Annotated in this window: 12 protein-coding genes; 4 read left to right on the forward strand and 8 right to left on the reverse strand. The window is 46.2% G+C overall.

Annotated features, from left to right (window positions below; translation table 11 throughout):
• Positions 1–69: 69 nt before the first annotated feature.
• From QNJ26_10415 to QNJ26_10450, 8 genes are all read right to left on the reverse strand, one after another.
• Positions 70–285, reverse strand: a complete 216-nt coding sequence (locus QNJ26_10415; GenBank protein ID MDJ0985949.1) for a hypothetical protein — start codon at positions 283–285, stop codon at positions 70–72.
• Complete coding sequence (locus QNJ26_10420; protein ID MDJ0985950.1) at positions 282–1,202, reverse strand: metallophosphoesterase; 921 nt, start codon at positions 1,200–1,202, stop codon at positions 282–284. Before QNJ26_10420 ends, QNJ26_10415 begins: the two co-directional genes overlap by 4 nt.
• A gap of 394 nt (positions 1,203–1,596) precedes the next feature.
• Positions 1,597–2,124, reverse strand: coding sequence for an ACT domain-containing protein (locus tag QNJ26_10425; protein ID MDJ0985951.1), 528 nt, complete (start codon positions 2,122–2,124; stop codon positions 1,597–1,599).
• Positions 2,125–2,392: 268 nt separating this feature from the next.
• Complete coding sequence (locus tag QNJ26_10430; protein MDJ0985952.1) at positions 2,393–3,340, reverse strand: LysR family transcriptional regulator; 948 nt, start codon at positions 3,338–3,340, stop codon at positions 2,393–2,395.
• Between the two features lie 30 nt (positions 3,341–3,370).
• Positions 3,371–4,615 carry an aldo/keto reductase gene (locus QNJ26_10435; protein MDJ0985953.1) on the reverse strand — a complete coding sequence of 415 codons (1,245 nt, stop codon included), beginning with the start codon at positions 4,613–4,615 and terminating at the stop codon, positions 3,371–3,373.
• Between the two features lie 83 nt (positions 4,616–4,698).
• Positions 4,699–5,259, reverse strand: coding sequence for an NUDIX hydrolase (locus QNJ26_10440; GenBank protein MDJ0985954.1), 561 nt, complete (start codon positions 5,257–5,259; stop codon positions 4,699–4,701).
• Positions 5,256–5,834, reverse strand: coding sequence for an HD domain-containing protein (locus tag QNJ26_10445; protein ID MDJ0985955.1), 579 nt, complete (start codon positions 5,832–5,834; stop codon positions 5,256–5,258). Before QNJ26_10445 ends, QNJ26_10440 begins: the two co-directional genes overlap by 4 nt.
• On the reverse strand, positions 5,831–6,817 hold the full coding sequence (locus QNJ26_10450; protein MDJ0985956.1) for a LysR substrate-binding domain-containing protein: 987 nt from the start codon (positions 6,815–6,817) through the stop codon (positions 5,831–5,833). Before QNJ26_10450 ends, QNJ26_10445 begins: the two co-directional genes overlap by 4 nt.
• A gap of 383 nt (positions 6,818–7,200) precedes the next feature.
• On the opposite strand from QNJ26_10450, the gene QNJ26_10455 reads away from it, so the two are divergent.
• The 4 genes from QNJ26_10455 to QNJ26_10470 all read left to right on the forward strand — a co-directional run bounded on the left by QNJ26_10455 (position 7,201) and on the right by QNJ26_10470 (position 12,622).
• On the forward strand, positions 7,201–9,057 hold the full coding sequence (locus tag QNJ26_10455; GenBank protein ID MDJ0985957.1) for a PEP-utilizing enzyme: 1,857 nt from the start codon (positions 7,201–7,203) through the stop codon (positions 9,055–9,057).
• Positions 9,058–9,199: 142 nt separating this feature from the next.
• The gene (locus QNJ26_10460) at positions 9,200–10,267 is read left to right on the forward strand and encodes a PEP/pyruvate-binding domain-containing protein (GenBank protein MDJ0985958.1); all 1,068 of its coding nucleotides are present in this window, start codon (positions 9,200–9,202) and stop codon (positions 10,265–10,267) included.
• A gap of 208 nt (positions 10,268–10,475) precedes the next feature.
• Positions 10,476–11,882: a phenylphosphate carboxylase subunit beta gene (ppcB, locus tag QNJ26_10465; protein ID MDJ0985959.1), complete on the forward strand. Its 1,407-nt coding sequence runs from the start codon at positions 10,476–10,478 to the stop codon at positions 11,880–11,882.
• Between the two features lie 212 nt (positions 11,883–12,094).
• The gene (locus tag QNJ26_10470; GenBank protein ID MDJ0985960.1) at positions 12,095–12,622 is read left to right on the forward strand and encodes a response regulator; all 528 of its coding nucleotides are present in this window, start codon (positions 12,095–12,097) and stop codon (positions 12,620–12,622) included.
• Positions 12,623–12,625 lie beyond the last annotated feature (3 nt).

A 12,625-nucleotide genomic window follows, 5' to 3' on the forward strand; every position in this document is an offset into this window, starting at 1 on the left:
GGGGCTTCTCATTATAGGCGTATCGATAAATCTTAATCGCTTGGGGTATTAGATAGATATCACAGCTTTTTAAAAACCATCAATTTTGCCGATATGTTGGAGCAAATAATAAGGTAGATCCTTTGCTGACTCTTCCTTTTTGGATGGAAAATCAAAAAGTATATTTATTTCTTCAGCTTCTTTTTGACCTCTGACAGCCAAATCAGCAGACACCCAAAAAGGATTATTCGGGCCATTGATTCTTTTGGCATACGGAACCCGTATGCTGCAGTGGAGATCAGTCACCCGCCACCGCCGCCGCCACCGCCACCGCCACCGCCACCGCCATCATCATCAGCAGCATTAGATTGAAGTACGATGGTCTCAAATTCATCGTCTGCAGTTGGGACACTGCCATCTGTGCTAAATAGGTGTGCTGTCACAACTTTAGAACTAACATCTACGATTATAATATCCAGAGAATTCTCCCAGGCCGCACCCGAGTTCAATTCATATACACCATCGACTAAATCAGAATAAATGCGATGAGTGTGTCCGCACATATAGGCTGTAACATTATTTTCAGATAGTATTTGCCAAAAATCATCCCGCATTATCGGGTCCACATCGAGTGAATCTCCTACATGCCGATATTGGGGGTATGCCGGTTCGTGACCAATGACGAATTTACATGGTTTGCGGGTCGAAGCTAAGTCTTGTTCAATCCAGTCCAATTGCGCCGGTGTATATCCGCCCTCAGGATAATTCCAATATTGGTTGGTGACAACAAAATGGCAATCTCCCCTGTCAAATGAAAATATAGTGCCTTCGGGAGCTGAATCGGGGCCATTTACAGTATAGTAGGGGGCGATGTTAAATTGAAAATAAACCTCACCTGATGCGGGGGAATCATGGTTGCCAAGAACAAAATATATTTCTTGAGTGTTTGGTTGATGCTCTGGCCCTACAGAGTAACCGTAAACAAAGTAGTAACCGATGTAACTTTCATCTATCGGATCAAAGTCACCTGCAACTATTATAAAGTCTACATTCTGTGAATTAATAAACTCAAGAGCAGTCTCCAAACCTGAAAAATCGTCTCGGTGGTCTGATATTACAGCAAAACGGATGTCTTCCGCTTGAGTACATGTAACCCATACGATGAAAACAATGAATACTCGAATTATTGTATTTATTGACATAAGTGTTTGTGTCTTCTTCACGAGTATGACACCAAACAAATGCAACTTGTAGGATCAGTAAGAAAAGACTTTAGATCTAAGTACATTTGAACAATGTATTAAAAGTTATTAAATAAAAAGAAGATAAAAATCAACATATATATAATAAAAACATATAGTTATACAGATATATATTTTTCTATATATATGCAAAGTAGGTAATTTGTTGGATTAAATTGGAATTGAATCAAGGTAGGAGTTTTGGTTATTTCGATTTTTTCCGCTATGCGATCTGTCGTCTTGGTTTTGCTGAGCAGGAAGGTCTAATACCAAAGTACCGATATATTGAGAATATATGCAAAGCGGCAGATTTGCAGATATCCTATGGATATCTCAGGTTGATGAAGTCATATAGAAATTTTAGATCTATGCCCCTTTATTGAAGCGTTATATCTAAATTTAAATCTTCCCCCACCTGCGAGAGCCCAGATTCTAATTGCTCAAGAGAGATTGTTTCGGGAACCTGAACCTTAATTTCCATAAAATAGAGCGCGGTTCCGGATTCGGGCGAGACGGCCCGCCGTGAGGTCAGGCTTTCAATGTTGATATTGTTGTTGGCAAGGTATCTGCTGATCTTAAATACAATTCCGGTCTGGTCAATGCCTTCTACATTGATGATTTTAGTGGTTAAATCGGCTAAGTTTCCCTTGTGTTCAGCCTCCACCGGTCGAATGAAAGCAGTTATGTCTTTGTCTCTTTCAAGTCGACGGCAATCTCCTAATAGCTGATCTTCCAAGTCCTCTCCCTGGCCGGTAAACAGGAGGATGATGGCAAATTCATCCAGCATGTTAGTCATTGTCGTATCTTCCAGATTGCAGCCGTTTTCATAAATCACCTCGGTAACATCAGCAACAATACCGGGTCGATCTTTGCTAAAAGCCGTCATAATAAATTTTTTCTCCATCCCATACCTCCTTTGGCTGGTAACGCTATCAATATGAAAATGAACAAATGATGGTTTAACGAAAATGAAATCAGGATATTTGCATATGCAAAAAGTTCAAGTGATGCCTATATAACCACGAAGGACACGAAAGGATAAAAGTAAGTTTATGTGTTTTCCCTTCGAGATCTTCGTGTTCTTCGTGGTGAGACAATATCAGATGTTTCCAACTGGAGCTTCCCAAAAACCGCATTACGATAAAAAATGACCATCACACACTGACTGGTTATTATTTTTCTTCAGCCAGCATTTTTGTCATCAAGGCGCCTAGGCCTTGAAAACGCATTTTTTTTGTACCTAAATTTTCCAAACTATTGAGAAAAGCCTGGGCAGACGGTGAGAGCGGTTGATTCTTGAGATAAGCAATGCTGACGTCCATAAAAATTGAATGATCTTTTATTGGTACGGTGACCAATTTTTTTTCCTGAATTTCACCCATCACCGCTTCTTTAACCAGAAACGAGACACCTTCGCCGTGTTGCACCAGCAACTTGATGATTTCAGCATCCCCGGTTTCCATCAAAATATTGGGAATGACATTGTGATTTGAGTACAATTCATCTATTAGTTTGCGCGTCCCTGACCCCTTATCTTTCATGATAATCGGCTCCCGGGAGAATTGCTTAAAAACAATACTGCTTTCATTTGCCAGGTGATGGTTGGGCGATAAAATGAGCACCAGCTCTTCACGGCTAAAAGGTATAAGGGCGATATTCGCATAATCATCGGCTTTGGCGACGATCACCACTTCGTTTCTTAACTCAATCAAGCTGTTGATCATTTCCCGGGAACTGCCTTCATCCAGATGAATCTTGACATGCGGATAAGCATCACGAAAACCGGTCAGCAAAAAGGGCATAAAATAACGCGCGTAGGTTCTAGCCGAGCCCAGTTTTAAACTGCCTTCTTTGAGCTCCTTCATTTGCTCAAGCGCATCTTCTATTCTTTTTTCATATTCGAATACCTTTTTGGCATGATTGAAGAGCGTTTGGCCCTCATCGGTAAGTATAAGACTGCGGCCTTTTTTCTTGAACAGTTTTAGCCCGCAACTTTCTTCAAACAATTTGACCTGGGCGGTAACCGCCGGCTGGCTGACAAACAGCTGCTTTGCTGCCAGGCTGACATTCTGGCATTTAGCAACTTGATAAAATGCTCTGAGCTGGTTGAGATTGATCACGTTTGGATCCCGGCTTTAAAAGATTAGTACTTATGCCAAGTCATCACATGTTTGTTTCAACAATTTGCCAATTTGAATGTTCTGGGGACAAACTTTTTCGGCTTTAGAATAGTCGGCTCTAAAAATATTCGACCTCACATTTGCCGGAAGTTCACTAAATAATCTGAGGGCAGTATTGCTATCTCCGTAGCTGTTATAGTACATAGCCAAGCGCAGTATATCGCTAATGGGGACGTCATAATCGACGGCAGATTCGCAAATTTGCGAACAACCGGCGCAATAACCTGGAGCCGTGTATTGAGCATATTGCTGCAGGCGCTGCCGGTCCGCTCCGGACAGTGGATTTTTATTCAAAGCGGCATCGACATTGGCCTTCAAAATCGTCATATTGGACATCGCCGAGCAGATGCTGGCAATATTCGGATTTTCCCAGACGACTTTTAGCTTGGCCTGCTCCTCGGTATACCCTTTTTTTAAAAAATTTTGAGTCATCTTTAATGCATCGTCTGTTTCAGATCCAATGGACGCATAAAAATTAGCCGAAAATGCCGCCTGGGTTTTCATCGCAGTCAATCCGATTCCGGCTTCGACACAGGCGTCAACTGCTCTTTTCATCTTTTCTTGGACCATCAGCCGATAGTTGTAGCTCATCATAATGCCATCGATCCAGCCCAGCTTGGCAGCAACAAGCATGCTGTCTGCCATATTTTTATGGGTGCTAAAACCAAACAAACGGATTTTGCCCTGGGCTTTGACCTTTTCAGCCCAATCTTTAACCGCAGCGGTTAATTCTTTTTTTGCATTGCTGACATAGTGAATGAAGTACATATCAATGTAAGATGTGTGCATTCTTTCAAGGGAGATATTCAATTTTTCCGTTAATTTTTCCGGTTCTGAAGTGGCCGCTTTGGTTACCAGAAAAACTTTTTTGCGGTCATCCGGATACTTGGTAAAGTATTTACCAATCGCCTTTTCATTTTTCCCCCATCCATACGAATCAGCCGTATCCCAATAGGTCACACCCATTTTAAAGGCTTGCCGGAATACGAGCTGATCAGAAGGCTTTAAAACACCCCCTAAAGAAAGAATAGAGACATTAGCGCCGGTTTTGCCAAAGGGTCGCTCTGGCACCTTCATTTGTTCTGGCGCCTGGGATGTCGGGCTACCATGAGCTTTTGTTAGCATGTTAAAGGGTAGCAATGCTGCTCCAGCCCCAGCGACCCCGGCATGCTTGAGAAAATCTCGTCTTGAATGTGTACCCTTTTTATTGCGCATAATGGAATTCTCCTTTTACTTTAGGATATGGTTTCATGAGGAAGCCTTCAGAGCCGAATGAACAAGAATTTTCAAGCAGGTGTTTACAGAAGTTCGATTGTCGCCCCTCGATTCAGCCATAAAAAAAAGAACGCCTGCAGCACCATCCCGTGATTAATGTCTTTGTTCTCGATTTTTGCTCGGATTTCTTCAAGCGGTATGGTTATAATTTCGATGTCTTCACCAGCATCCAAATTCTGCGGTTGCGCTCTAACAGCATTTTCTGCCAGGTAGAACATACAGCGATTACTCAGTATAGCCGGCTGCGGATAGCATTCCCCAATCAGCCGGATACTGGATCCCCTAAATCCGGTTTCTTCAAGCAGCTCTCTTTGGGCGGATAATTCCGGAGACGTATCATCCGGATCCACCAGACCGCCCGGCAGTTCCAGATGTACCTGCTCGGTGCCGTGCCGGTACTGCCTCACCATGACGACCTCCTGCTGCGGCGTCACTGCCAGAATCAAGACCCAGTCTGAAAATTGGAGGGCCTGCACCTCGCTGATGTCGCCGGTGCGCGGTGAGCGCACCTGCTTTTTGAGCACAGAGAAAATTTTGTAATCTGCCACTCGTTCGCGCTTTAAAATCGCCCAGTCCTCAATCATTGGCCGGCTTCCCTTTCTCGTTCTTTAAGTTCTTGCTTAGCGATGCGAAAAGCGGTTTGGGTAAAAAACCAGCGGTTCAAATATTTGCGCAGGCGATTTATTCCCTCCGCAAAAGTCTCTTCAAAGCGCTGGTTGTCAATCTCAAAGCCTTTTTGGGAATAGCGGAATAGCTTGTCGGCATCTTTTACGATCTGGTCATTGAGCGACAGGGCATTTTTCCTGGAATCATGACCGTCGATGATCTCGAGAATCTCAGAAACTTTTTCCGTATCATATTGTACCTTTGCCAGGATATCAGCGGCGATCTCCACACCTGCTTCTTCATGTGTCCGGTTTAATTCCGGAGCGGTTGCCCTGGGGCCAAAAGCCCTCAAATGAAGGTCTTCCGGGATTTTTTTCCAGCCCACATCATGCAAAATGATGGCCGGGATGACAATGCTTTCCTCGCCGCCTTCTGAATTCAGCAATTCGTGAGCATACTGCAAAGAGATTTGGATGTGAACATCATTGCGTCGCGTGTTCAGATAGGGTTGCGCCAGCTGGTAAATTTGCTCGAAAACAGGTCGATTGATCATGGAGACTTCCGTATTTGAGAAATTTGTCTCTGCTCCTTTTTGCGCTGGGAAAGAATTTTAGCCATTAGCAGCCCGATTCCCATGGGGTGCAGGTCTTCTGATTTCAAGCCGACGAGGGTATCGACAAACGCTTTTGCGGGCGGTGATAGCACCTGGTCTTTCAGATAGGCAATGCTGACATCCAAATACACTTTGGGGCCTTTCAAAGGAACGGTGGCGAGTTGTTTCTGTTTCAGTTCTGCAGCCACGGCTTCTTTGACAACAAACGAAACCCCTTCACCCCGTTGCACCAGCTGTTTGATAAATTCTGTATTGCTGGTTTCCATTAGAATATTGGGTGTACATCCTTGGGCTTCAAATAATTCTTCGACCAGTTTGCGGGTTCCGGAGCCTTTTTCTTTCATAATGAAAGGGATGGTGACCAGATCCGCAAAAGATATGGCTTTTTTTTTGGTCAGCGGATGGTTGTGCGACAAGATAACCGCCATTTCTTCCTGACTGAACGGAAAAAAATGAACCTCCGGGTTATCTTCCGCTTTGGCGATAATGGCCACTTCAATTTTAAAATCAAGCAGGCTGTAAATCATATCAAGTGAGCTGCCTTCGTTCAGCTGAATTTTAATCTGGGGATAATTTTGATGAAAGGTGGTCACCATAAGGGGCATAAAATATCGCGCATAGGCTTTGGTGGTTCCCAGGCTGAGGACGCCCCTTTTGAGCTCGCGCATGTCATCGATGGTGGCCTCAATTTCTTTTTCATATTTGAAAATTTTGACCGCGTACTGGTAGAGCGAGCGACCTTCATCGGTCAGATAAATCTTGCGCCCTTTTTTTTTAAATAATTTCAGATTGCAAAATTCTTCAAACGACTTGATCTGGGCGGTAACTGCCGGCTGGGTAATAAACAGCTCGCCGGCGGCAGCAGTAAAATTCAGGTTTTTGGCCGCATAATAAAATACTCTGAACTGGTTAAAATTCAGCATGGATGTCTATTCGTTATTGGGTATTTGTTATGGGCTAAAGGCTCGGAAATCTGAAATTTGAATGATTGATTGTTCATCTGCATAAACCAAGTCCCTCATAAACATCTAACACTGATCCCCTTACACTAATTTTTTTTTATGGACAGATTTAACCCATAAGCAGAACTTATGCATAGCATAAATTTAATTGGTTTGACAGTTTTTTTTTATTGGTTCATAAAAAATGAATCATATTTAATTTCAGGCTTCTGTGCTCACGCCTCAACTGGTACAGCAACACATCCAAGTACAGTTCCTCCGACCGAAAGCCTTTAAAATTATTTCGAAATATTGTGTAAGCTCACCAAATAGCGTTTAACCCCACCATGAAAAGGAGGAAGAAAATGGCCGAACAACCTGGTAGATTCCCGGACCCTCACGAGTTTGAGGTCCCTTCTGAACTTGAAGGTTGGGAAGAAATGTATCCGACGCATCACCTTTTTTCCGATGACAGAGCGGAATGGGAAAAAGCGCAATTCTGGTATCAGGATAAAATTCATGCTCCAGAACCGGTGCCGCCACTGGACCTAATTTTTCAGGAAGCCTGGCAGATCGCCCTATCACAGTACACCACCCGCGTATTTTGTATCCCTCCGGCACAAGGAATCGCCCAGCGAATGATGGGGTGTTACATGTACATCTGCGCCATCGCGCCGCCCCCGGAGGAAATCATCGGTGAAAAAGCCGGGCATTTTGAAAAACGCGTTTTTTATGTATTCGAACATTATAACGAACTGTGGGACAAATGGCTGACCAAATTCAAAGCCCTCGGTGAAGAGATGGCGGCGGTTAAGGTCCCCGACGAATTGCCCAAATTTGTTCCCGATGAAGAAGTTCTACCGGCGCCCACCGGCGTGTACGATAGCTATTATTTGATTGAATCCTTTGACACGCTCGTCAACCAGATGTTCAAGGGCTGGCAGTATCATTTTGAAATGCTGAATCTGACCTATCTGGCTTACCTCATGTTTGCCGATGTTTCCCGTAAACTTTTCCCCGGAATCAGTGAAAGCGCCATCGGCAAGATGGTCGCCGGCGCTTATGTATCCATGTTTAGACCGGAAGAGGAGTTGGTCCGCCTCTCCAAACTGGCCAATTCCGCCAAAGATGTTTCCGCCATTCTCAAGAGCGACAAATCGGTGGATGACAAAATTGCCGAACTGCAGCAATCCGAGGATGGTAAAAAGTGGCTGGTCGAATATGAAAAATCCAGAGATCCCTGGTTCTATGTATCCTGCGGCAGCGGCTGGTTCCATTACGAGGGCAGTTGGCTGACCGATCCGGACATTCCCTATAGCTACATGAAGGATTATGTCCAACGGCTCGAAAAAGGCGAAACCATCGAGCGCTCTTTGGACGAGATCGAAAAGCAAAGAGATGAAATCGTGGCCGAATATCGCAAACTCATCAAGACCGATGAAGACCGCAAGGCCTTTGATGATGCCTACAACACGATTCGAACCATTTACCGCTATGCCGAAGACCATCTGTTCTGGGTCGAACACTGGTTTCACACCATCTGGTTTGACAAGATCAGAGGTTTTGGAAAGCTGTTGGTCAACTGCGGCATGCTGAATGAAGTCGATGACATATTCATGTTTAACCGCTATGAAATTCCGGAACTGCTGACCGAGGTGTCCACCGGCTGGGCGCTGGGTGTCGATATCCCCATGCGTGCAAATTATTATAAGTCCAAGGCCGAAAAGCGTCGAAAAATCCTTGAAGCTGCCGCTAAATGGAACCCAACCCCGGCATTGGGCGTTCCACCCGAAGAAGTGGCCGAACCCTTCACCATAATGTTGTGGGGTATCACCACCGACAAAGTCAAGGAATGGCTCAAGGGTGTTGACGCAACCGCAGGCGAAGATGTCTCCGAGATCAAGGGCTTCGCCTCCTCGGCCGGTATTGTCGAAGGCCCGGCCCGCGTGCTTAAGCTACTCAAAGACATTACGGATTTGCAGGCAGGTGAAGTGCTGGTCTGTCCGTCAACCAACCCATCCTGGGCACCGGTATTCACCAAAATCAAAGCCGCTGTGACCGATATCGGTGGGCTGACCAGCCATGCGGCCATTGTTTGCCGCGAATACGGCGTCCCGTCGGTGACCGGCACAGGCGTATCGACCCAGATCATTAAGACCGGCGATATTATCAAAGTGGATGGTGACAGCGGAGTGGTGGAGATCGTTAAAAGAGCCGGCTAAACGAGCAGCGAAAGGCAAGCGAGTAACAACATGAGGTGAAGCAGTTAACACCTTTCGCTTTCTACCCAAGCACATTCTGTCTGAATCCCCCTCCCTTCCAGGGCGGGGGATTCAAAAGGATGCACGTCGAAGGAATACAAAAATGGATTATATCCTGGATTTTGAAAGACTGGATAAAAATTCACTCCCCATTGTCGGCGGCAAAAATGCAAGCCTGGGGGAAATGATCAAAGCCGATATCCGGGTACCGCCAGGATTTGCCGTGACCACCGATAGCTATTTACAGTTTATAACCGATGCCGGCATAAAGGATAAAATCATTGAGATCGTTTCCGATTTGGATCCCGAAGACGTTGACGCGCTCAACAAGGCCAGTGCCCAGGTTCAGGAATTAATCAAACAGACAGCCATGCCCAAAGCGGTGGCCGAAGCAATTAAGGAAGCATATACACAACTGTGCAGCAAGTGCGCTGTTGATACCATTCCGGTGGCTGTGCGTTCAAGTGCCACCGCTGAAGATTTGCCCACTGCCAGTTTTGCCGGTCAGCAGGACACCTATCTCTGGATCCAGGGGGCAAAACAGGTGATTACCCATGTGCAAAATTGCTGGGCCAGTTTGTATACCCCGCGGGCCATTGCCTACCGGATTAAAAACGACTTCCCCCATGAAAAAGTGCTCATCAGTGTCGGTGTGCAAAAGATGGTCAACTCCAAAGCCGCCGGCGTGATGTTTACCATAAACCCCACCGATGGCGATATATCCAAAGTCGTCATCGAGGGCAGCTGGGGGCTGGGGGAAACCGTGGTATCCGGCTCGGTCAATCCGGATAAATTCGTGGTCGATAAAGTCATGCTCGAAATCAATGAGCGAACCATATCCACTAAGCATATTGAATGTGTCTATGATCTGGAGCAGGGCAAAGTCGTCGACGCGGATGTCGCTGAGGAAGTGCAATGCACCTGTTGTCTGGAAGACGATGAAATAAAGGCGCTTGTCCATGCCGCAAAAAATATCGAAGACCATTATGGGCGGCCCATGGACATCGAATGGGCGATTGATAAGGACACCAGCTTTCCTGATAACATGTTTATTGTCCAGGCCCGCCCGGAAACGGTCTGGAGCCAGCGCAAAACAGAATCGGTTATCGGCGGCAAGACCGGTCTGCAATTGCTCAAGGAACAGGCTATGAAACGCATTAAAATTCCTTAGCAAAGTCGTTTTATCCAAACCACCAGTTTTTTCTGAGTAAAACAAAAATGTCGTTCATTGAATGAAAAAGGGCAAATTTTATACAGCGTATACATCTCGACCGGTTAGGACTTGCCAGGACATCAGAGATTGAAAATAGAAATCCACATCATTTGCTAACACTTCAATGATTATTTTAATCAAACTTTAGAAAAGGAGGAAATGCTTTATGAGAGACATGAGAGATTTTGTTGCCAAAGGCGAAGAAACCGGTTTGTGTAAACGGATCACAGCCGAAGTCGACTGGAACCTGGAGCTGTCGCATATCGCCAAGCTTAACGAAGAAGCAAGCGGTCCGGCGCTTCTTTTTGAAAACGTCAAAGACTATGATACGCCGGTTATTACCAGTGTCTGCACCACAGTCGAGCGGCTGGCTTTGATTATGGATCTGCCGCTGGATTCTTCACTGGTGGATCTTTATGAAGAGTGGGCCAAGCTGGGTGAGAACCTGACACCACCGAAAGAAATAGATGGAGCAGGCGCGCCGTGTAAGGAAAACATTTTAACTGGCGAGCAGATCGACCTTTTTAAATTTCCGGTTCCGCAATGGTATCCGCTGGACGGCGGGCGTTATATCGGTACCGCTCACTATATCATCAGCAAAGACCCGGAAACCGGATGGGTCAATCTGGGAACCTACCGCAGCCAACTACTGGCAAAGGACAAAATCGGCACCCAGTTTATCAAAGGCAAACACGCCGACATCATGCTCAAAAAATACCAGGCCATGGGCAAACCCATGCCCGTCGCTTCCGTTATCGGGTGTGATCCCTTGCTGTTTATCCTGGGAGCGGCGCGGGTGTCTGCATTTGTATCCGAATACGACGTTTACGGGGCACTGCGAGGTGAAGCCCTCGAAGTCGTACAGGGCGAGACTGTCGATCTGCCGATACCGGCGCATGCCGAAATCGTGATCGAAGGTGAAGTGGATGCCGACCAGTTCATGGAAGAAGGTCCATTTGGCGAGTACACCGGTTATTATTCCGGTGTCGGCACCGACCCGCGTAATTTTATCGATGTCAAATGCGTCACCCACCGCAACAATCCCATTTTGTGGGGGACCACCGTAGGCCGTGCTGTTACCGATACCCATATGACCATGGCCCTCTCATACGGCGCAACCCTGTGGCAGCAGTTGCTGGATATGAAAATACCGGGTTTGAAAGGGGTTTACTGCCCACCGGAAGGCTCGGGACGATTTCTGGCCATCATATCCATGAAGCAGATGTATCCCGGACATGCCGATCAGGTTCTGACCGCCGCTATTTCTACCGAGATGGGCGCCTACGGCCTCAAAACGGTTATCGTGGTCGATGAAGATATCGATCCCTGGGATATACCGCGTGTCATGTATGCACTGAGTTTCCGATTCCAGCCCAACCGTTCACAGGTCATCAAGCGTGGTAGATCAACACCTCTGGATCCGTCATTGCCGATCGAGGCCAGGGAAATTACCGGCCGGCTCCTGCTCGATGCCACAATTCCCTATGATTGGAAGAAAAAACCCATTCCGATTGAGCTCGATCCGGAAATGGTAGAGAAGGTTAAGGGGCGCTGGTCAGAACTCGGCCTGTAGAAGATGTTTAAAAAAGGCATCTAATGCCCAAGGGCTGTGTTACAAACCGATTCAAAATGCTCGAATACTAACGTGTATACTCCACTTTTGAATCGGCTTGCGCCTTGCCCTTGGGCATGATCTGCTATTTTTTAAAACATCTTCACAAAAACTAAAACCATCAAAAATAGAAGCTATAAAACGGCAAGGCACCAATAAAAGGAATGACTGAGATGGCAGATAAAAATTTGCTGGATGGCAAACGGGTATTGGCGGTCGACGACGAGCAGGATATTCTGGATACCCTGGTCGATTTGCTGCCGATGTGCGAACTGGTAACCGCGGCTTCATTTGAAAAGGCCAAGGAACTGTTGGCATCCCAGCAGTTTGATATGGTCATTCTGGATATTATGGGAGTTGACGGCTACGGTCTGCTCGAAATGGCGACGCACAAAAACATCCCGGCAGTCATGTTGACCGCCCATGCCTGGAGCCCCGACAATCTGGTCAAATCTATCAAAGAGGGAGCAGTTTCTTATCTGCCCAAAGAAGAGCTGGCCAACATCTCAGACTATTTGAACGATGTTTTAACTGCCAAAAAAGAAGGCCGTGATCCTTGGGCTTCCTGGCATGAGCGGCTGCCAGCTTCGTATTTTGAACGGCGCTGGGGCGCGGCCTGGAAAGACACCGACCGGCAATTCTGGGAAACCTTTAAAGCCGGTTTAAAAGCCAAGCGCTCCACATCCAAAAAAGAAGATTAGAAT

This window comes from Desulfobacterales bacterium (genome assembly GCA_030066985.1).
Taxonomy (GTDB): domain Bacteria; phylum Desulfobacterota; class Desulfobacteria; order Desulfobacterales; family JAHEIW01; genus JAHEIW01.

Excerpts from the sequence above, each read along its gene's own strand:
- QNJ26_10470 (MDJ0985960.1), top strand. The coding sequence starts at position 12,095 with ATGGCAGATAAAAATTTGCTGGATGGCAAACGGGTATTGGCGGTCGAC.
- QNJ26_10460 (MDJ0985958.1), top strand. The coding sequence starts at position 9,200 with ATGGATTATATCCTGGATTTTGAAAGACTGGATAAAAATTCACTCCCC.
- QNJ26_10455 (MDJ0985957.1), top strand. The coding sequence starts at position 7,201 with ATGGCCGAACAACCTGGTAGATTCCCGGACCCTCACGAGTTTGAGGTC.
- QNJ26_10440 (MDJ0985954.1), bottom strand. The coding sequence starts at position 5,259 with ATGATTGAGGACTGGGCGATTTTAAAGCGCGAACGAGTGGCAGATTAC.
- QNJ26_10425 (MDJ0985951.1), bottom strand. The coding sequence starts at position 2,124 with ATGGAGAAAAAATTTATTATGACGGCTTTTAGCAAAGATCGACCCGGT.
- ppcB (MDJ0985959.1), top strand. The coding sequence starts at position 10,476 with ATGAGAGACATGAGAGATTTTGTTGCCAAAGGCGAAGAAACCGGTTTG.
- QNJ26_10445 (MDJ0985955.1), bottom strand. The coding sequence starts at position 5,834 with ATGATCAATCGACCTGTTTTCGAGCAAATTTACCAGCTGGCGCAACCC.
- QNJ26_10435 (MDJ0985953.1), bottom strand. The coding sequence starts at position 4,615 with ATGCGCAATAAAAAGGGTACACATTCAAGACGAGATTTTCTCAAGCAT.
- QNJ26_10450 (MDJ0985956.1), bottom strand. The coding sequence starts at position 6,817 with ATGCTGAATTTTAACCAGTTCAGAGTATTTTATTATGCGGCCAAAAAC.